Genomic DNA, 21,346 nt, shown 5'->3' with positions numbered 1-21,346 from the left:
TGGACATATTAGTCAAAATAGTTAATGCCAATTGCATCGCGAACTTCTTTAAGGGTTTGATTGGCAACCTCGTTAGCGCGTTCGCTGCCCTTTTTGAGAATCTGGTAAACACCCTGTTCATCTTCTGCGTACCGTTGACGGCGTTCACGAATTGGTTTTAATTCAGCTTGTAAGACATCGTTCAAGTAACGCTTAATCTTAACATCTCCAAGGCCACCATGGCTGTACTGATCTTTTAGTTCCTGAACTTTTGGTTTGTCTGAATCAAAAATATCCAAGTAGGTGAAGACGGTGTTGCCCTCAACTTGACCCGGATCTTCAACGTGAATGTGATTGGGGTCGGTATACATTGACATGACCTTTTTTTGAATGGTGTCTTCATCGTCAGCAAGATAAATCGCATTCCCCAAAGATTTACTCATCTTGGCGTTGCCATCAAGGCCGGGGATTCTTCCCATTCCTTTTGGTGGGAAGTAGCCTTCCGGTTCAACCAAAATGTCGTCATTGTAGACAGAATTGAAGATCCGAACAATTTCTCTGGTTTGCTCCAACATTGGCTCTTGGTCATCACCGACAGGAACGGTTGTCGCCTTAAAAGCGGTAATATCAGCAGCCTGACTAATTGGATACATGGCAAAGCCAACCGGCACACTTTGGCCGAACTTCTTTTGTCTAATTTCATTCTTAACCGTTGGATTCCGATTTAACCGGGAAACGGTCACTAAATTGGAATAGTGCTGCGTCAACTCTGGCAAGGCTGGAATTTGTGACTGAACCAAAATGGTCGACTTTTGCGGGTCAATGCCGACTGCCAAATAGTCCAATGCCACTTGGATCAAGCTGTGACGGATCTTTTCAGGATCACGGGCATTGTCAGTCAGTGCCTGCATATCAGCGATCATGATGAATGTTTCATAATCTCCGGAATTTTGAAGTTCAACCCGGTTCTTTAATGAACCCACATAATGGCCGATATGTAGCTTGCCCGTGGGTCTGTCACCTGTCAAAATAATTTTTTTCGTCATTGTAACCATCCTTTCAAAAAACGCCCTATTGATTTAACAATAGGACGCTTATACGTGGTACCACCTAAATTGTAACTTATATCAAGTTACCGCTCGAGACGATATGGGTGTCACCCTTTTACGCTCCAATTCGTTTCGTCACAGCTGTTTTCAGCAGGTCAGCCTCTCTGTTGTTGACGATTCTACTCAGTTTTTAATAACAATCTAATTTTACTGATAAACCGCTAAAAAGTAAACCCTGTTTGCGGGTAAAATACGGGAAGTTTTGCCTAGTATCCTGCAGATAAATCAACTTTATTGATGGCAGCCTCACCAGTCTGAATAAAGCTGGCAATATTTTGATACAAAATGGCAAATGCCTCATCACCATATTCTTGGAAACCACCGGAAATATGTGGGGTTAAAATGACATTCTCCATCCCCCAAAGCGGTGAGTCACTTGGCAATGGTTCTGATTCAAAAACGTCCAGTCCGGCGCCCGCCAATTGATGTTGATCCAACGCCGCAATCAACGCCTTAGTGTCCACCGAAGGGCCGCGACCGACATTAATGAAAATTGGCTGATTGGTCATTTGATCAAAGAAGGCCTGATTGAAGAAATAACGGGTTGTTGGGGTCAATGGCATGATATTAATAACAAAATCAGCCTTGGCAGCCTGAAGAACCCCCTTTTGGTCACCGACGACCTGGTCAAAATGAGCCACCGGTTTGCCATGACGACTAACCCCAACCGTTCTGGTGCCAAAGGCTTGTAGCTTCTCAGCAATCGCCCGGCCAATATGACCAGTCCCAAAAATGACTGCCGTTCGATTCTTGATCGTATAATTCTGCATTCGAACTTGATCGCCAATCCATTTTTGATCACGGCGGGCAGCTTGACTGGTGACAATTCCCCTGGCAAAGGCTAGAACGTATGCCACAACCATCTCACTAATCGGTTCGGCATGAATGCCGCTAACGTTGGTTAACGTAATGCCTTTGTCAGCGAAGTCGCTCAGTGGCATGTAGTCCACCCCAGCAGAGTTGGACTGCACAAATTTCAACTCAGTCGATTGTCCCAGCACGTTTTGGGCCTTTTTATTCCAACCATAGATACCATTGATATTTTTAATATTGTTGTCATTCAACTCCGCCGGTTCAATAACCTGCACCTCACCAAGTGATTCGAGTTTGGCCCGTTGTTCACCGGTTAAATTAAATAAGTCGAGAATTTTCATTTTTACATCCCTTTCATTCGTTTTGATCTCAACAAAAAGTATACGCTTCAACCTGGCTCAAACAAAGAAAAGTCCCTATACCACATTCAGGGGCAACACAATTGACAATGGTGTTAATTCCAACTAAAATTGTCGAAGCATGCTTAATTCACAGTCGAGTCGAATCCGAATGGAGGAACCCTTTTGGAAAATAACGAAAAGAAAATCGAACAGTCACGGGTGGATGAAGTGGTTGCTAAAATTGATCAAAAAATTATCAGCACCGATGATGAATTTAACCGCGCCCACGCAGAAACCAAAAAGGTTCAACAAACCTATTCCGACAATACCTCAGTGAATTACTTTGAGGTCGATGATCGAATTGAAACCAGTGCCGAACTCCAACAGCAGCGCGGATTGGTTTCTCGCTTAACTGAAAATGAAAGTATTTTAAAAACCCAACTTTCCACGCTCAAAGATTTAAAAAAATCACCGTACTTTGGCCGGATTGATATCCAAGACGATGGTGAAGATCAAACAGAAAAATTGTACATTGGCATCGCCTCATTCGAAAATGAGGACGGTGAGTTTTTGGTGTACGACTGGCGGGCACCCATTTCCAGTGTTTACTACAATGGTACGTTGGGCGAGGTCGCTTACGACACGCCGATGGGCCGCCAATTGACTAATTTAAAAAAGAAGCGTCAATTTCAGATTGTCGATGGCGATATCCGCAACATGTTTGATACCAACGAAACCGTTGGTGATGAAATGCTTCAAAGTGCCTTGGGCGAACAAAATGATGAGTATATGCAAAACATCGTCGCCACCATCCAGCATGAACAAAACGATATTATTCGGGACACCACCAGTCATTTGCTGGTCGTCCAAGGGGTCGCCGGCTCAGGTAAAACGTCCGCTATTCTGCAGCGCATTGCCTTTTTACTGTATCATAGCCGCGATACCTTGGAAGCGGATCAAATTATTTTGTTTTCGCCTAATAAACTGTTCAGCCACTATATTTCCGAAGTTCTCCCCAGTCTGGGTGAGCGGAATATGCGCCAGGTCACCTTTGATGAATTTATCGATAACCGTCTGAAAGGGCTAAACGTTCAAAGTTTGTTTGAACGATATGAAACTGACGGGAAATTGACTGAACAACAGCGATTGGTCCGTGGGTTCAAGGAGTCTGCTAAATTTATGGATGAAGTTCAGGAATACTGCGACAACCTGCAGCCATCCCAAATCTTCTTCAGCGATATTATTTTCAATGACTCGATCTTCTTTTCCAAGCAGGAAATTCAAGATATTTTCGACAGCTTTCCAAAGGCTGCCAAGGTATATGACCGCTTTTTGCACACCAAGAATGAATTGATCAAACGCTTAAAACGCCGAATTGATGATGAAACCAAAGCCGATTGGGTTAATGACGAAATCGATCAAATGAGTAATGAGCAATACCACGATCTATTGGCCGGCAAGGAACTTGGCAAGTTCCAAAACGAAGATGCCGAGCGATTCTTTATTGCCAGAAAAATTGTTAGTGCTCGGCTGCGGGTCGTCTATGATGCGATTTTTAACGATAACTTCTTTGACGCTTACCTGCAATATGGCGACTTCTTGAAAAAAGTTGACCTGCCGCAAACAATTGAAACGCCCCAATGGCTGCAGTCGGTTGATGAATTTAATCATTCGATTGAGTTTCACGCCATTAAGCTTGACGATTGTGCCCCATTGCTTTATATGCGCGACTACATGTGTAACAGCGGCCAAAATAACACCATGAAATACCTGTTCGTTGATGAAATGCAGGATTATTCAGTTGCTCAGCTCAAATATCTACGTTACGCATTCCCAAAGACTAAGTGGACATTGCTGGGTGACAGTGAGCAGGCACTGTTCAAGGACGTTGAACAGCCGAAAGAAATTCTTGATAAATTAAACGCTGCCTTCCATGTTCGTCGGTCACGACTCATCAGTTTGATGCGGTCATATCGTTCAACGCTGCCGATTACCAACTTTGCTAAATCGATTTTGCCGAATGGGGATGACATTGAGGCGTTTACCCGTCCCGGCGACATCCCAGAATTAGTTCTAACATCCGACTTCAATGACGGCATTAAACAGCTTCGTAAGGTGATTACCGACCAGCAGGCCCAATACGCGACCGTTGCGATTTTAACCAAAAATATGACGGAAGCCCAACAGGTTTATGAAAAGCTGCATGCCCTAGGGAACGTGACTTTACTACAGGATGCTGACAGAACACTGCCAAAGGGCATTTTGGTATTGCCAATCTATTTGGCAAAGGGCTTGGAATTTGATTCTGTGATTGCTTGGGATACCTCCGAGAAAAACTATCCGGATGAAAGTTTGCTCGGCACCCTATACACGATTATCACCCGAGCCATGCACCATTTAACCCTGATCAGTTTGGGTGATGTGACACCACTAATTTCAGATGAGAGCTTGACTGATCGCAAAATTAAAATCGAGAAAAAGATTCGCAAGTGATGTAGAAAGATAGCCAATCATTAAATGAGGAACTGGGGCTGTGATTAAATTAACTTTTGATCACAGCCCCAGTTTTTGGTTTCAGTAAATTGTGGAAGACGCGTTTTACAGTCGCGTTGTCACTTTTTGTTTGCTGAAACGTGCGATTTGGAGCAGCAAGTAACCCATAAGCCATCCAGCCGAAAACCTGACTCGGTTTCCGCATTCTCTTTGCTTTTACTTTGTTGAAACGTGCAATTTGGAGCAGCAAGTACACCATAAGCCATCCAGCCGAAAACCTGACTCGGTTTCCGTCTGGATGGCTTATGGTGTACTTGCTAAACGCTCCAAATTGCACTCTCTATATCAAATACTGCACATCACTCGCCACAGTAGGATAAGCGAGGATTTGTTGGTTGAAGTCGCCGATTTTCATTTGCTGATCGATCATCATCGTTAAGATATTGATCAAATAATCGGCGTGATTACTTAACACAGTTGCCCCAACGACGGTTTCTGCATCACGATCAATAACCACCTTTGCCTTGGCCAATGGTTCGTTTAATCGATGATAGCTGTACCACTTGGTCATATCATTGGTAATCAGCATATATCGACTATCATCAGTCGCCACACTCGACGGCAATCCCACTTGGCCCAGTGACGGCTGGCCAAACACAATTGTTGGGATTGCTTTAAATTGAATCGGATCGGTTGCACCGTTAAAATAGCTTGCCAAATAGCCCGCTTCAAAACCGGCAACCGGCGTTAACTTGGGACGTTTGGTACTGACCACATCCCCCATTGCAAAGATGTTTGGATTCGACGTCTTTAAGTGATCGTCCACGATAACACCGTGTTGGTCGACCTTCACCCCAACATTTTCCAAACCAAGTGTGTCCACATTGGGAATCCTCCCCGCCGTGCAGAAGACCATATCCGTCGGCAGTCGAAATTTTTCTCCCGACAAGACAAATTGCTCACCAACCTGTGTGATCTTCTCAACGTCAGTGTTCAGATGAAAATCAACTCCCAGCTTGGATAGTCGCTTGATTTCCTCATAGACTAATTGCTGATCAAATTGTTTGAGAGGCCGATTATTATGATGAACCAGATGGACAGTTGCTCCGGCAGCTCGGGCAATGCCGGCCAATTCAAAACCGATGTAGCCACCACCGACAAAGGTCACGTCCTTTGGCAGGTTATCCAGGTTCAAAAAGTCAGTGCTGGTTTTGAAAAATTGACTGCCGGGAATGGCCAAGATGGCCGGGCGCTGACCAGTTGCAATAACATATTGCTTCCCAGCCAGGATTTGGTTACCAGCATCAAGCAGCCCGTCAGAATTAAAATGGGCATGTTCATGATAGGTATCCACCCCATCTGAAATTAAGCCATTTCGAGTGGCATCTGAAATTGGATTCGTATACTGCCGCTTGTGACGCATAAGATCCGGCCAATTAACCGACACACTGCCGGTAATCCCGTTTCCCTGCATATCGCTGACAACTTGGGTAACCTCTAAGCCAGACATTAAAATTTTCTTTGGATCACATCCCCGGTTGGGACAGGTGCCACCAAACAAATTGTCTTCGACGACTGCCACGGTTTTATGCTGTCTTCTAAGCGAGTGTGCCAGAGACCCACCGGCAACCCCGCCACCAAGAATAACGACATCGTATTGTTTTGTCATTCCTATTCCTCCATAAAGGCTAAATTAATCATTAATTGCTAATATGACACAGTGATCATTTCTGAACCTTAAATCTATTGTACAACACTTCGGAAATATTTCCACGTTGCGTTGATTGACAACTCACCATGGAATTTGTATCTTAGATAATGTAATTAAAATTTTATTAAATTGAGGTATATCATGGTCCATGCACTTTGGCGCCAATTTCCGCGCATTAATCTAAAATTAATAGCTTTGGAACCCTATTTGTTAAACGCCGTTAACCTTCCTAACCAACCGATTCACCATAAGATCAGCCAGTTGTTAAAATCCGGCGGCAAATTCTTGCGCCCCGGCTTCTTTTACATATATTCAGAGTTTGGCCAAGGGGGAGATCCCGCTAGAATTAAGGCCGGTGCTGCTGCGGTTGAATTGTTACATGTCGCAACCCTGATTCATGATGATGTCATTGATGAATCACCAATTCGTCGAGGCGTTGAGACGATTCATACCGAATATGGCCAAAAAAACGCCATTTATGCCGGTGATTACCTCTTCACGTGTTACTTTAACCAGGTGCTCAAATCAACGCAGGACCCGGTGAATATGAAGCGACACGTCGATGCCATGCAAACCATTTTGGCTGGTGAATTGGATCAAATGAAGTACAACTTCAATCAACAAATGACGGAGGCAGATTATTTTCATGAAATTACCGGCAAGACTGCCGAATTATTTAGGCTTTGTTTCCAGCAAAGTGCGCTTGTCTCCCAGGCATCTAACGAAATTTTCAAGCTTGGCGGCCAAATCGGTTTGGCAATCGGTCAAGCCTACCAGATTTTAGATGATATTTTAGATTACAGTGGTGATCCTCACCAGACAAAGAAGCCGGTCCTTGAAGACCTAAAGTCCGGGGTCTACACGCTGCCACTGATACTTGCCCTACAGACAGCTCGAAAACAGTTAAAACCGCTGTTGGATAAGCGCGAACAACTGACGCACGATGATATTGCTGAGATACAAACAATTGTTGTGCAGTCAGGTGGTTTGAATCAGGCAATCCAAGCGGCTAATCAATTAACGGCCAAAGCCCAACAATTGATTGCCCAATTGCCTGAGCAAAAGGCCAAGCACGATCTGCAGGCGTTGACTCAGCTATTATTGACCCGAAAACAGTAAAATTTCAAAAAAATTGCCACAACCCAAAGGACACGTTGTCCCACGAGTTGTGGCAATTTTTTGTGCTTAACGTGACTCAAGGTCAAAGCCCGTTACTGACCGAAACGTGCTCCGTGAGCCAGCTTTCTCCGCTTAGTCCGATAACAGTAGCCGACGCAAGACCAGCGTCAACTACTGTTATCACACTAATGCTCAAAAGCTAACCGGCTCCCGTCACACTCTTCCTCTATCCAAATCGTACAGTTGTCTGAATCTTGGTTGAGTCTTATACAATTCCTGCGGGGTACCTTGCATATCGAACTGGCCGTTTTCCATGAAACGAACTTGATCGACATGGGCGATACCTGCCAAATGATGAGTTACCCAGATGATGGTCTTGTCGTGGAGTAACTCAAATACTTTGTCCAATAACTTCTTTTCAGTGATTGGATCCAAACTAACCGTTGGCTCATCCAAAATAATAATCGGTGCATCCTGGAGTAAAATTCGAGCCAGTGACAGCCGCTGACGCTCACCACCAGAAAAACGTTTACCCGCCTCTTGAACTTGGGTATCGTACTTGTCGGGCAGAGACTCAATTAAATCCTTAAGTCCAACAGCTGCGATGGCATCCTTTACCTGTTGGTCACTTGCATTCACGTTTCCCAATCGGACATTGTTCATCACCGTCGTGTCAAAAAGATACGGTTGCTGGTCAAGAATACCGAACAAAGATGAGCGGACATCCTGCAGACTTAAGATGTTTTGCTGGTTAATCAGTACTTGACCATCTGATGGCGTCAAATCACCAACTACCAATTTCAAAAAGGTACTCTTCCCAGTTCCGCTGGGTCCAAGCAGTGCAACCTTCTCCCCTGGGTGAATCGTCATTGAGATATTTTTAACCACATTTCTGTTGCCATCTGCGTATTTGAAAGTCAAATTGTTGATGGAAAGCTGGTTAAATGGTTCAGCCAAAGACGTCTGTTCAACGGGTTGAACACCACCGTCGTCCAGCGCGTTCACTCGTTCAATTGAGCGCTTGTAAACCGGCCATTCACTGGCACCTTGACTCATATTGACAAATGGGGACACTGCAGGAAAAATCGCCAGTGCGAAGGCAGCAACCCAATTAGCCAAAGATTTGGATGATGTAAATTGATTTGCTGACCAAACCAATAGCACCAACGTAGTGAGTAAAATGACAATTTGAACTAGAAATGACCGCCACCACTGGAAGTAATGGTCGCGCTTTCGTAAGGCCGCAATCGATTTGATTGGCTTCTTTTGAAGATTAATAAAATCGTTATAACGGCCAGAAATGAGCCAATCACCTAAGCCTAAAACTTCATCAGTCAAATTGGTATAAAAGGTATGTTGAATCTGATGCTGCTTAAATTCACGAACGCCGTTGGTTGCTACAGAAGCCAGAGGCATCACAATGGTAATAATACCCAATAACAGCAGCATTAATAGACCAACGCCCCAGTTCAAAGATCCGACTCCGATCACCATAAAAATGTACAACAGCCAACCAATAACCATCGGAAAAACGGTTCGCAGATACAAATTTTCAATGTGATCAATATCATCTGCCAGAATACTCAAAATGTCACCAGTTTGATGAGAACGTTGAATGGCAGAGGCCTTTTGTTCAACAGTTTGATACAACTTTTTCCTGAAATCAGAGACGATTCTAAGCACCCAATTGTGACTCGTCAACCGTTCAACATATCTAAAGACTGGTCGGGCGATCCCAAAGGCGCGGGCTAAAACAACCGGCACGTAAATATAAATAATGCTGGCCGGCTGTCTGGCAGCTTCACTAATTAGATAACCCGAGTTAAACATCAACGCCCCACCGGAAAAGAAGGTCATGAAACCTAGGAATAAGACCAGAACCAATAAACCTTTATATTTGCGCAGATAAGGCATGACCCAGGTATCGTTTTCAAACGTTTTTTTTAGATTCTTCATAGGTCTGCCGCCTCCATTTCTGAACGAAGTTTGACATAATCGCCATTTCGCTGGGCGAGTTGGTCAGGGATCCCTTGTTCAACCAATCGGCCATGATCCATCACCAAAACGTAGTCCATTTCACCAATCCAGTGCAGCCTATGAGTTGCGAAGAATACCAAGTGATTATTGAAGACCGGTAAAATATCCTGCTTCAAACCGGCTTCGGTTTCAATATCCAAATGAGCGGTCGGTTCATCAAATAAAAGCACTTTTCGGTTTGGATCGAGAAAGGCACGCGCCAAAGCAATCCGCTGTGCCTGACCACCGCTGACCGTTCGAGCTCCCTCACCGATCATGGTGTTGAGTCCGTTAGGCAAGGTTTTGATCCAGTCACTCAGACCAGCTTTGTCCGCGGCACTGGTAATCGCAGCCTCAGAAGCTCCGGCTACGTAAAAGGAAATGTTAGCCGCTAAAGTGGCGTGAAAGAGATATGGGTTTTGGGGAATATACAGAAAGTTTTTCTGCCAGTTAGCTTGGTTCAAATGTGGCAGTGGCTGGCCGTTAATCGAGATTTGATTTTGACCATCCGGGGATAGGAATCCGCCAATCAGGTTAATCAGGGTAGACTTTCCAGACCCTGATGCGCCAATAATCCCAATCTTGTGCATCCCTTTGACATCAATTGAAATATCTTTTAGGGTTGGTTCCTTGCTTCCCGGATAGGTCAAAGAAACCTGGTTCAACTTCAATGTTGAATCATCGTTCCACTTCAAATCAGGTAAAACTTCCCGCTGACTCATTTCAGGTTCATGAAGCACATCCATGACGGCACTCATTGCGTTTTTACCATTCAAGGTAGCATGGTAATCATTCGCAAAGTTCCGAATTGGCAGAAAATACTCTGGTGCGAGTACCAGAATTGTCAGCGCCGGCAGAAGCATCACTTTACCATCCATCAAATCAAATCCTAGAAAGACGGCCACTACCGCGATCGACAAGGTGGTAAAAAAGTCCAATGCAAAAGTAGACGTTAAAGCAATTCTTAACGTAGACATGGTTTCTTTCCGATAAGATTCGCTGACTTCATAAACATTGTCGGCATAGCGCTTAGAAAGGCCCAGCTGCTTCAAGGTTGGAAGTCCCCGTAAGGTATCCACAAAGTGATTAGAAAGCCATTGGTAGCCCTCATATTGCCGATCAGCCTTACTTTGAGCTGCAAGTCCAAGAATAATCATAAATAAAATGATAACCGGAAATATAGCAAATAAGAAAATTGCTTGTTCCCAACGTAGAAACAGAACATATAGCAGGATTAGCCATGGTGTAATTGACATATCCAAAATCTTGATCACGACCAACATCAAATAGGTCTGAACCTGATCAATGCCTTCAAGTGCCATCGTGACAATGTTGCCAGTTCCTCGTTTGTCAATTTCAGCAGGTCCCAATCGAAAGATTTTGGCCATTAAATCTTCACGCATATCGCCACTCGTCTTTTCGACAAATGGAAATAGAACGTGGTTTTCAGCGACTGTCAATAAATGCCGCGCTAAAAATGCAACGGTAAACACAATGATTGGGCCAATAATTGTGTTGATCGACTGCAGATTCCACAAGTTCACGATCGCAATTGACAGTGCACGAGCCTGAGCAATTATTGCGATTGCCTGGATGAAGACCAGTATCCCTAAAATGACGACATACTTTTTCATTCCCGGCAGATCAAACAATCTTTTATCAATCAAACTTTTCACTCCCCCAGAACAAAATTAATTACAATACCTAGTATAAAGAATTGTTGCGCACAATGAAATATGTGAGCGGTTTATTTCTGGGTTTATTTGGTTTTACCAGCGATTTTACATTCTGACGACACCCACAAACATTCTGGACAACCCAAAAAAGCCAGTAATAAACGAAAATACGTTTATCACTGGCTTTTTAGTTCATCTGCATACATAGCTAAAAGTCATCTTTCTGAACGAGTTGGGTCAGAGAAGACTATTCAGCAACTTGCTTCGGTGACTTAATTCGCTTGTAGAATACCCAATAACTCCAAATGAAGTAAATGAGAACAATCGGCAAGATCGTGAATGTTAAAATCGTCATCAAATGCAGCGTGTATGGTGAGCTTGAAGCATTTTTAATTAAAATTGAATTTGCATTGTTAGTCGCAATCATCACCCGTGGGAACAAGCCGTTGAAAATCAAAACAACGACACTGATTAAGGAAAGCCCACTTGCAATGAATGATGCCCAATCGTGGCTGGACTGTGCGCCCCACCATGCAGCTAAGGTAAAGATAACCAGCGCAATCAAGATTCCCCAAGTTGACATTGGCTTACGAGTGAAGAAGTCAGTTGTTAAGTAAAGTAAGATAACAAAGACTACCTCGCCTGCCAATAGAACCGGATAGAGGACTTTGCTCCACTTTTCTGCTCGTTGCCTTAATTCACCGCTGGTCTTCAAACGCAAGAAGTTTAACCCGTGAATGAAGCAAAGCAGCGAAACGGCAACACCGCCGACAATTGAGAACCAGTTGACATAGGTCGTGAAGCTACCAAAAATGTCACCATTTTTGTCAATCGGAACCCCTTGAATCATACTGGTAAACATCATGCCAAATAAGAATGCTGCACAGAAGCTACCGATTGAGGATGCCCATTCCCAGAAATTACGCCAAGTATCCGTCTGCATGTTGGCCCGAAATTCAAATGAAACACCACGGAAAATCAAGGCAACTAAAATTAAGAACAACACGATGTAATATCCTGAGAATAATGAAGCGTACCACATTGGGAATGATGCAAACATTGCACCACCGGCAGTGATCAGCCAAACTTCATTTCCATCCCAGTGCGGACCGATCGTTTGGATAACGGTATCACGTTCAGCCCGGTTCTTAGCAAAGAATCGAACGGACATTCCAATACCAAAATCAAATCCTTCCAGGAAGAAGAAGCCACTAAACAACACGCCAATCAATAGGAACCAAATAAATTGATAACTAGTCATTATGAGCCGCCCCCATTTCGTATGGATCTACCTTTTTGTCTGATGGTTGTGGTTCGCTTGAGTAGCCATCAGTCTCAACTGAATCTGGGCCTTGTTTGAGAACTCGATGACTCAGGATAATCATGACAGCACCCAGCGATGCAAAGATCAAGAAGTAAACGATGTTGGTAAACATCAAGCTTGCCACGGTAGACGTTGGTGAAACGGCATCAGCGATGGTCAGCAATCCATAAACAACCCATGGATAACGGCCAAATTCGGTGACGAACCAGCCACAGGTATTAACGATAAACGGCAGCCAAATCATCAAGCCCATGAGATATAGGAACCAGCGTTGCCTCATAATGCTTTGTGATTTCTTACGGTTGAACCATAATCCAATAATGGCAACTAATGCAAACAAGCCGGCAGAAACTGCCATAATTCTAAAGCTATAGAATAAGGTTCTAGTCGGAACATAGTAGTTACGTGTTTCGCCATTCTTATTATACTTTGCTTTGAGTTCCTTATTAACTTGTTGTTGTCCTTTAAAGGTTCCGTTCAAACTGTGGTGGCCTAAAATATTCAACACATAAGGAATTTCAATTGACCAAGTTGTCTTATGATTCTTAGTTCCTTGGATAATCGTCCAATCGCCTTTTTGAGTAGAATTCTTCCAAAGGCCTTCCATTGCAGCGTACTTCATTGGCTGATTGTTGATAAGATAACGCGTTTGCGTATCACCTGACCATACTGAACCTAAGCAGGCAATCAATCCAATAATCAATGAAACTTTCATGGACTTACGGTAGAAGTGTTCATGATCCTTCTTAAGTAAACGCCATGCGGAACAGCCTGCAACAACAAATGCAGCCGTTAAAAATGCGCCGAAAATAACGTGTGGGAATTCATTCCACAGCTGACGGTTCATAATAACAGCAGAGAAGCTGGTCATTTCAACTTTGTGTTGCGGTGCATTCATCGCATAACCAACTGGATTTTGCATAAAACTGTTGGCGGCCAAAATCCAGAGTGCGGATAATGTTGAACCAAAAGCAGTCAGCCAAATGAATAAACAGTGAACCACTTTATTGAAGCGATCCCAGGTGAACATCCAAAGACCAATAAACGTAGACTCCATGAAGAAGGCAGCCAAAGCTTCAATTGCCAGTGGCGCACCAAAAATATCCCCCATGAATCTTGAATAATCCGACCAGTTCATTCCGAACTGGAACTCTTGAATAATACCAGTTACAACACCAACGGCAAAACTGTACAGGAAAATCTTCCCCCAAAATTTTGTCATGTTTTTGTATGTTTCATCCTTGGTCGCAACATAACATGTTTCCATAATTGCAACAATAAAAGCTAAACCAATGGAAAATGGTACGAAGAAGAAGTGAAACACCGTGGTCATCGCGAATTGAAACCGCGACAACCCAAGCATCGTGACACCAATATTTAACATTATTGTATCCCCCCCTTACTAAATATTAATGAGTTATCCTCATATACCCCCATTGTATATAGAAACGGGTCAACATTCAATCAAAATCAGTATTAATTATCAGCAATTACTCATAATCCTGCACACCGGTTGCCCCAATCTGTTCAAAATGATGTAACCGCCATCAATCAATCCAACTGGCGCCCCATTTTTGGGCAAAAATGTTTGTGAAATTATTGCAATGGCTTTCATTAGACAATTGCCTACCCCACATTTATAATAAGGGTGATAAGATTAGTTTATGCTATTATTGTAATTTTCTAAAGCAATCTTATTCTAATTATTTCAAAGGGGGAAATTTTCATGATAAAGAATATCGTCGTCATTGGTGCCGGTTTTGCGGGCGTTTACGCAACCAAAAAATTGGCAAAACGCTTCAAAAGCAACTCTGACGTCAAAATCACCTTGATCGATCGTCACTCGTACTTCACTTACCTCACTCGGCTGCACGAAGTTGCCACCGAACGGGTTGACCCAAACAGCATTCAGTATGATCTGGAACGAATTTTTCACAAACAAAAGAATGTTCAGCTGATTACGGATAATGTTGCTTCCGTTGATAAGGACAAAAAAGTTGTCAATGGTGAAAATGGGACTTACCCATTTGACAGCCTACTCATCAGTATGGGTGGCGAACCAAACGACTTTGGCACCCCTGGTGTTAAGGAGAACGGCTTCACACTTTGGTCAATGGAAGATGCATTACGACTTCGAGCCCACATCAGAAATATCGTTGCCAAAGGTGCCATCGAACGCGATCCTGACAAACGAAGAGCCATGTTAACCATCGTCGTTTGTGGGTCTGGATTTACCGGTGCCGAAACAATTGGTGAACTGATTGACTATAAGAAAGTATTGGCAAAGGACTACAAACTGGATCCAAGTGAAATCCACGTCTTACTGGTAGAAGCCGCACCAACCATCATTAATATGTTGGATCGAACAAACGCTGCTCATGCTGAGAAATACATCAAGAAGAATAACGTTGAAATTCGAACTTCTTCAATGATCACCTCAGTTAATCCGGACAGTGTTGACATTAAAGATCAGGATTCAATTCCAACCAACACCTTGATTTGGACCGCTGGTGTTAAAACCAACCACGTTGCCGACAGTTTCGGGATTGACGCTGGCCGTGGCGGTCGTTTGGTTACCAACCAATATCTTCAGGCCAAAGGCTTTGAAGATAAAAGTATCTACGTTGCCGGTGATGATGCTAATGCCACTGAACAAGGCGCAGAGCGGGCTGTTCCACAAACTGCGCAGGAAGCTGAAAATGAAGCCACCGTTTCTTCGGCTAACATTGCTGCTGACATTGAAGGCAACCATAACTACACTGAGTTCCACGACAAGAATATGGGCTTTACCGTTTCATTTGGTGCCTACTACGGTATTGCACAGGTCTTTGGCGGCAAGCGGGTGCGTGGCTGGCTGGCAACCATTATGAAGCATGGGACCAACTTACTTTACTTTATGCGAATTCATTCGGGTTACTTCATGATGCAGTATATCCTGGACGAATTCTTCAGGGTCAATAATAATCGGACCGTCCTACCTGGCATTACCGCTCGACAGAGTAACGCTTTGTGGAGTGTCCCCTTGAGAATGTTCTTGGGAATTGTCTTAATGGTTGACGCCTTTTCATACAACGTCATTATTCCGGTTGGTTTTGGTCTGACAGCAATTGAAGCAATTATTGGCTGTCTGTTGTTCTTTGGCCTATTTACCTGGATTGCTAATTTGGCATTAATCATTATCTTCTTTATGGGAATTGCCAGTTGGCCGCACGCTTGGATCGTCTTTGCGGCGATTGCATTGATGAACGGATCTGGTCGTTCAATTGGATTGGATTACTGGTTCGTTCCATGGTTGCAGAAGACTTGGGGTCATTCACGTTATGGAGTCCCAAAATCCATTTACAAAAATAATCAGTAATTGATATAAAAAATAAACTCAGCGTAAATTGCAATACTGCAATTTACGCTGAGTTTATTTTTTGACTCAATTATGATTCAGCCCTAACTTCTGGAATTTCAACAATATATTTACCATAATTGGGCACATCAACGATCTGAATATTTGTTTCAAATATCGATGCCAACAACTGACGATCATAACATTCAGCTGGAGGGGCAACCTTGACCAATTGCCCTTGCTTAACCAGCCATAGTACGTCACTAATCTTAAATGCCTGATTAATATCATGGAGCACCATGATAACCGTGATGTGTTTCTGCTGATTTAGTCGGCTCAAAATAGCCATTAGTTCTGCTTGATAATGAATATCCAGATAAGTAGTTGGCTCATCTAACAGTAAATAGTTGGGATCCTGGGCAAGAGCTGAAGCCAACCAAACCCGTTGGCGTTGGCCGCCAGACAACGAAGACATCGGGCGCTGTGCCAGCGCATCTAAATGGGTAGCTTGGATGTATTGGGCCACTTCATCATCCGCAATCGTTGCTAACAAATTATGGTGGGCCAGCCTGCCGGTTTTAACAACGTCAATGACTTTCATATCATCAAAAATATCGTTTTGCTGGCTGACCAATGCAACCTTAGTGGCCAATTGTTTTTGCGGAATCGAACTAATCGGCTGCCCATCCAATTGAACTTGGCCGGCGGACGGTTGAATGATTCCAGTCATTAACTTCAGTAACGTTGATTTACCGGCACCATTTGGACCAATAATCGACAAAATGTGCCCTACTGGAACCCGTGCACTAATGTGGTTTAAAAGAATTGGTTGTTGTGGATAATGATAACTAACTTGATTTAAGTCCATTAAAATTCTTCCTTTGCAGCATCAAGATTAGGAACGGACCGCCAATGACGGTCATAATGACCGCAGCCGACAGCTCGCTGGGTAACACGGCAATTCGGCCGATAGTGTCAACAACTAACAGCAACCAAGCACCCACTAACATCGACAACGGGATAATGGTTTGATAATCTCGCCCAACCAAATAACGGACAACATTGGGCACAACGATTCCCATGAATGGAACAGTTCCAACAACTGAAGAAACGCCAGAGGAAAGGTAGACAACCACCAAAAGCAATGCAATTCGCATCAGTGACACTGAAACCCCTTTTGTTTGCAACTGCTCGGTGGATAGCTTGAGATAGTTAGCCCATGGAGAAATGATGACCGCAGCGATCATCCCGCTGACACCCAACAATAATAGCATCTCGGTCTGTGACCAGGTAATCCCGTTAAACGAACCAAGTGTCTGGCCGCCAAAGCCATTGGCAAAAAGCTGCTCAAAGCCCGTGAAGGTCAGCATCATCGCCACACCGATAATAATTAACCGATACGGACTCTTGAGTGCTGGCCCCCTAGTTAATAGTGCTAACGCAAACAAACCACCCAAAATAGAGAAGAGCAGTTTACTCCCAGGAAACGCCGGAATCAATATAGCACCAATGAGGATAAAGAAATCTGAGGCGCTGGTGACTCCTAGAATGCTCGGATCTGCCAACACGTTTCGAAAAGCAGCCTGACTGGCGGCCCCCGCTACTGCAAGCATGCCGCCACAAAGCATGGCCGCTAGAATTCGTGGAAAGCGAATGTTGATTAAAATATCCAGTTGATTAGGGTTGCCACCTTTAAAAGCGGTTACCATTTGCTGCGGAGTAATGAAGCTGGCTCCAAGCATCATCGCAAACAAAATGGTGATGACAAGCATCACCAAAATGATTGGATACCATACTTTTTCAGATTTGGTCACTTCGTTTGGCCCCCTTCTTTCGGATATAGCCAATTCGAAACAATCATCAAGGCTCTTGAAGCACGCATATTAGCAGTTGCATCAAAATTGGGCTCTTCGAGATCATAAACCCGGTGATTCTTAACGGCTGGAAGTGTCCGCCACATTGGATCAGATTTAAAGGCTGAATCAAATTGTGGAATCACAATGTTAGGTAATGCATGCGCTAACCTCAGGATAACCTGTGGTTGCGCTTTTTTGATTGCTTCATCATTCGGTGAAACAAACTCCTGTGTCTTGGAGGAAAAAACATTGTGACCCCCAGCAATTGATACTAAATCACCAACGTAAGATTGATTAGTCGCGATCATATATGAAGCCCCAGGTAGGCCCATTAAGACAAGCACACGAGGTTTTTCGGGATGGCGTTTGGCAACCATTTGAACTTGTTGTTCCGTGTGATTGATTTCATCAACAGCCTGTTTGGCTTTATGAGTGCGATGATACTGTTTTCCCATTTCAGTCACCGTTTGTTTCAATTTGGAAACGCTGGTCAAATTAAGAAAATGAGGCGTAATATGTCGCTCCTTGAACGCTTTCCCAAATTGATCTTGAAGAGTCGTCACTGAATAGACAACCGTCGGCTTCAAACTGGCAATCTTTTCAACACTCGGATTCATCGGATTGCCAACCCGAGCAACATGAGCATAACGCGCTGGAATTTTGTTTTGAGTCGTCGGCACGCCGACTAATGGCAGATCAAGCTTATCTGCAATTTGAACAACCGCAAATGTCGTGGCAACAATTCTGGCTTTTTTCTGATGGTTAGCCGTACCAACGCGACTCATGAAGAAGCCGGCAGCCACCCCAATCACCAACACAAGCGAGAGCACAATTAAAGCGATCTTACGAGATCCTTTCATGATTGTTATTGCCCCCTCTAGTGCTTAAAGTAGATCCACAACCCGGCTGAGAGCCCGGCAATGACAGTGACGCCACCGACAATCCAAGGAACCCCACTTTTTTTGGACTGTGGTTTACTTGAAGTTTTCTGAGCTGGCTTAGTAAGATTACTACTGGATTTGCTGGGTTTTGATGAAGCTTTCTTAGCAGTAAGATGTTTTGCTTTTGGCTGCTTTTTCTTGGTTGAGCTGGCTTTCTTTGGATTGTTTGCTGTCTTTTTAGTCTTCTTTGGCTGTTTGGCTTTAGGCTGACTGCTAGTTTGCTGTGATTTTGTACTAGCACTGGTAGACGCTTTAGGTGTCGTTGGCGTCTTTTTTGGCGTGGCAACGACATGACTGTGTCCCAAACTTGGTAGTCCAGCGGTACTAAATTTGAAGGAAATCAGATGGTGAGCCTTGTATACCTTTGGGACATCGATTGCGAGTTTGGCATTGATCCTTTTTTTTAAATTATTAGCATAAAATGAATAGTACATCAATGAATTTCCTGCCCGATCTTTCATTCGGCGGACATTTAAAGGCGCTTTCCCATTCACCCAGTTAACTTTGACAGGAAATGATGACAAACTTTTAGCGGTTTTTATTTCCATCGTCACATAATATAAATGATTCTTAACCACCACATTAGCTGGCTTAACAAAATAGCCATCTGCCATTGAGGTTTGATTAGTTCCGTAACGCAATGGATGGTAAGCGATGGTTTGTGCATTAGCTGAAGTGAAGGAGATGATGAATAGAAAAAGGGCAACAAAGAGGCCCAAGAGCCACTTCGTTCTATTTGACGATTCCATGATTACTCCCCCAAACAAATGATAATCCTGATGCCAAAACTAATCCAAGCATTGATAGACCGGTCTGTTTAGCCTCTCCGGTTTGTGGTAATTTGGTTTGGCTTGGCGCAACTGCTTTGCTAACGGGAGTTGCAATTACAATGTGCTTGCTGGCTTTGGCAGGTGCTTTTTGACTAAACTTAAAGCGGACTGGCCAAGTTGTATTGATCTGTGCCTGTGGAACAACCACGTGGATTGAACCCTTGATGACTTTCTTCAATGTTTTGAATGATGAAATATTAAATGAATAAGTCATGGTGTAGTATTTACTGGTTTGACCATAACTAACAACTGATGACTTTACTTTACGCCCATTGATAGTCACGGGGCGAACAGCCTTTGATCCCAACTTTAAGCTCTTCTTGTAAGCAACCTTCAGTTGAACGTTATAGTGTTTGGCAACCTTCTTGATTACCGCTGTTCGAGTGTAGTATTGGTTTGCCATTGATTTGGCGTTCGAGTCACCTTTTAAAACCACATACTTCCGAGTCGTGGTTGGTACTTTTGCTTGAGCAGTAGCCTTCTTTTTGGTTGCGACTGGCGTGGCCGTTTGCACTGGTGTTTCAGTTGAACTGCTGCTGGCAGCCGGCGTTGTGGCACTACTGCTGGTGTCTGACGGTGTGGTTGCTGTACTTTAATCAGTGGGACTACTTGTTGACGTGGAATCTGAACCAGGCACTTTTACAGCATCTGCCCAGTCAAAGGAAAAGTTGGCAGATTCTTCCATTCTTTGAATAACCGGAATATTGTAAAGCACAAAACTCACTGGCATGTTGTTGCTTGGATTGGTTAAATTAAACGTCAGGGTTCCGTTATTACCAGAAGTTACCACAGGTGCCACACTTTGCCCACCCATGGTCATACTAGCGATATAGTTGGCACCGTTAGTCGTAATGACTGTGGTATAAACTCCTTTAGATACCGTTACTTTGGCAGTCTGGTCAAAAAAGTGGTTGGCCATTGATTGTGAGCTGCTACCACTTTTTAATAAAGTAATTGGTACCGTATAAGATGCGTCACTTAGGCTGACTGAATCGGCCTTGGCATTGCTTGAGCCTGTTGCCCCCACAAATGCAAAAATAATTGCTACGAAAATAAATTGAATAAAATGCACAAAACGTTTTTTCATGCGAAAATCCCCCTCTAGGTATAAAAATAATTGTACACAGTAAGTTTACCATTTGTGAGGACATTAATAACGACAAATTTGTGAATTGACCGGCAAAAAGCATTACTTTTTCTGAAGCGCTTTCTTGACAAAATATTTATAGGAATCCATCCAACCAGCGAATAGGATTCATTAATCGAGGCTGTCGCACCACAAACCATTGACAAGTATGATTTTGGCGCCTTTCCACTCAAAAAATAAATCTGATCCGTAACGAATAGCCGCATTGTATCGGCGACTACTCAGATTTTCCTGGCTCGATCTTTGACATCATCAGAAAAGGGTTGATTGGCCCTACCTGGGTGCAAGGGTCGGGAATGCAGACTTAGTAAAAATGCTTCTAACGCTCGTTAAAAGGGTTAGAAGCACTTGAACCGTTTATGGATTAAAACATCTGACAGCCATTGCCAGGATTTGAACCTGGGACCTTTTCCTTACCATGGAAATGCTCTACCTTCTGAGCTACAACGGCATAATTGAATCGATCAGCACAAATTGATATTATCAAAAAAAGCACCGATAGTAAAGGTTCTACAATATCTGTTGTTGGTAATAGATTTTTATCTATTACTGATGACAGTTTTTTTATTTATCATTAGAATAAAAAAGCGGACATTTTGAGCTATACCCCCAAAGTTAAAGTAAAAACTTTAGCTTTGGAGGTATTTTTTATGA

At 43.5% G+C, this 21,346-nt stretch carries 16 protein-coding genes and 1 tRNA gene; 3 read left to right on the top strand and 14 right to left on the bottom strand.

The genetic code is table 11. The features are described from left to right. Positions 1-8: 8 nt before the first annotated feature. Positions 9-1,025 (bottom strand): tryptophan--tRNA ligase, encoded by a 1,017-nt coding sequence (gene trpS, locus LPKJCM_RS07475; protein WP_057963366.1) that lies wholly within the window; start codon positions 1,023-1,025, stop codon positions 9-11. A gap of 269 nt (positions 1,026-1,294) precedes the next feature. Next, complete coding sequence (locus LPKJCM_RS07470; RefSeq protein ID WP_057963365.1) at positions 1,295-2,242, bottom strand: NAD(P)-dependent oxidoreductase; 948 nt, start codon at positions 2,240-2,242, stop codon at positions 1,295-1,297. Positions 2,243-2,425: 183 nt separating this feature from the next. On the opposite strand from LPKJCM_RS07470, the gene helD reads away from it, so the two are divergent. Next, positions 2,426-4,735, top strand: coding sequence for an RNA polymerase recycling motor HelD (helD, locus tag LPKJCM_RS07465; protein ID WP_057963364.1), 2,310 nt, complete (start codon positions 2,426-2,428; stop codon positions 4,733-4,735). A gap of 340 nt (positions 4,736-5,075) precedes the next feature. Here the strand turns inward: helD and LPKJCM_RS07455 are convergent, their stop codons facing one another. Then, positions 5,076-6,404, bottom strand: coding sequence for a dihydrolipoyl dehydrogenase family protein (locus LPKJCM_RS07455; RefSeq protein WP_057963362.1), 1,329 nt, complete (start codon positions 6,402-6,404; stop codon positions 5,076-5,078). A 183-nt stretch (positions 6,405-6,587) separates the two neighbouring features. Between LPKJCM_RS07455 and LPKJCM_RS07450 the strand changes: the two genes are divergently transcribed. Continuing rightward, the gene (locus LPKJCM_RS07450; protein WP_057963361.1) at positions 6,588-7,565 is read left to right on the top strand and encodes a polyprenyl synthetase family protein; all 978 of its coding nucleotides are present in this window, start codon (positions 6,588-6,590) and stop codon (positions 7,563-7,565) included. A gap of 213 nt (positions 7,566-7,778) precedes the next feature. Here LPKJCM_RS07450 and cydC read toward each other — a convergent pair whose 3' ends face one another. The 4 genes from cydC to LPKJCM_RS07430 form a co-directional block, all read right to left on the bottom strand. Continuing rightward, the gene (gene cydC, locus LPKJCM_RS07445; protein ID WP_057963360.1) at positions 7,779-9,521 is read right to left on the bottom strand and encodes a thiol reductant ABC exporter subunit CydC; all 1,743 of its coding nucleotides are present in this window, start codon (positions 9,519-9,521) and stop codon (positions 7,779-7,781) included. Beyond that, positions 9,518-11,248, bottom strand: a complete 1,731-nt coding sequence (gene cydD / locus LPKJCM_RS07440; RefSeq protein ID WP_057963359.1) for a thiol reductant ABC exporter subunit CydD — start codon at positions 11,246-11,248, stop codon at positions 9,518-9,520. Before cydD ends, cydC begins: the two co-directional genes overlap by 4 nt. 256 nt (positions 11,249-11,504) lie before the next feature. Next, positions 11,505-12,518 carry a cytochrome d ubiquinol oxidase subunit II gene (gene cydB, locus LPKJCM_RS07435; RefSeq protein WP_057963358.1) on the bottom strand — a complete coding sequence of 338 codons (1,014 nt, stop codon included), beginning with the start codon at positions 12,516-12,518 and terminating at the stop codon, positions 11,505-11,507. Further along, on the bottom strand, positions 12,511-13,965 hold the full coding sequence (locus LPKJCM_RS07430; RefSeq protein ID WP_057963357.1) for a cytochrome ubiquinol oxidase subunit I: 1,455 nt from the start codon (positions 13,963-13,965) through the stop codon (positions 12,511-12,513). Before LPKJCM_RS07430 ends, cydB begins: the two co-directional genes overlap by 8 nt. A 342-nt stretch (positions 13,966-14,307) precedes the next feature. Between LPKJCM_RS07430 and LPKJCM_RS07425 the strand changes: the two genes are divergently transcribed. Continuing rightward, positions 14,308-15,939, top strand: coding sequence for an NAD(P)/FAD-dependent oxidoreductase (locus LPKJCM_RS07425; protein WP_057963356.1), 1,632 nt, complete (start codon positions 14,308-14,310; stop codon positions 15,937-15,939). A 70-nt stretch (positions 15,940-16,009) separates the two neighbouring features. Here the strand turns inward: LPKJCM_RS07425 and LPKJCM_RS07420 are convergent, their stop codons facing one another. From LPKJCM_RS07420 to LPKJCM_RS07395, 7 genes are all read right to left on the bottom strand, one after another. Continuing rightward, on the bottom strand, positions 16,010-16,786 hold the full coding sequence (locus LPKJCM_RS07420) for an ABC transporter ATP-binding protein (protein ID WP_057963355.1): 777 nt from the start codon (positions 16,784-16,786) through the stop codon (positions 16,010-16,012). Continuing rightward, the gene (locus LPKJCM_RS07415) at positions 16,767-17,732 is read right to left on the bottom strand and encodes an iron ABC transporter permease (RefSeq protein WP_057963354.1); all 966 of its coding nucleotides are present in this window, start codon (positions 17,730-17,732) and stop codon (positions 16,767-16,769) included. The genes LPKJCM_RS07420 and LPKJCM_RS07415 overlap by 20 nt, the downstream gene beginning before the upstream one ends. Next, entirely contained in the window at positions 17,729-18,634 is a 906-nt protein-coding gene (gene isdE / locus LPKJCM_RS07410) for a heme ABC transporter substrate-binding protein IsdE (protein WP_057963353.1), read from the bottom strand. The genes LPKJCM_RS07415 and isdE overlap by 4 nt, the downstream gene beginning before the upstream one ends. Positions 18,635-18,651: 17 nt before the next feature. Further along, positions 18,652-19,464: an NEAT domain-containing protein gene (locus LPKJCM_RS07405; protein WP_057963352.1), complete on the bottom strand. Its 813-nt coding sequence runs from the start codon at positions 19,462-19,464 to the stop codon at positions 18,652-18,654. Next, entirely contained in the window at positions 19,448-20,059 is a 612-nt protein-coding gene (locus LPKJCM_RS13580) for an LPXTG cell wall anchor domain-containing protein (protein ID WP_225364157.1), read from the bottom strand. Before LPKJCM_RS13580 ends, LPKJCM_RS07405 begins: the two co-directional genes overlap by 17 nt. A gap of 78 nt (positions 20,060-20,137) precedes the next feature. After that, complete coding sequence (locus tag LPKJCM_RS13575) at positions 20,138-20,632, bottom strand: NEAT domain-containing protein (RefSeq protein ID WP_225364156.1); 495 nt, start codon at positions 20,630-20,632, stop codon at positions 20,138-20,140. Between the two features lie 438 nt (positions 20,633-21,070). After that, positions 21,071-21,143: transfer RNA gene (locus LPKJCM_RS07395), tRNA-Thr, on the bottom strand. Positions 21,144-21,346 lie beyond the last annotated feature (203 nt).

Origin of the sequence: Lentilactobacillus parakefiri, assembly GCF_002157585.1 — a bacterium.
GTDB classification, from domain to species: domain Bacteria; phylum Bacillota; class Bacilli; order Lactobacillales; family Lactobacillaceae; genus Lentilactobacillus; species Lentilactobacillus parakefiri.
Note: the sequence above shows the minus strand (reverse complement) of the source record. Positions and strands in the feature narration are given on the sequence as shown.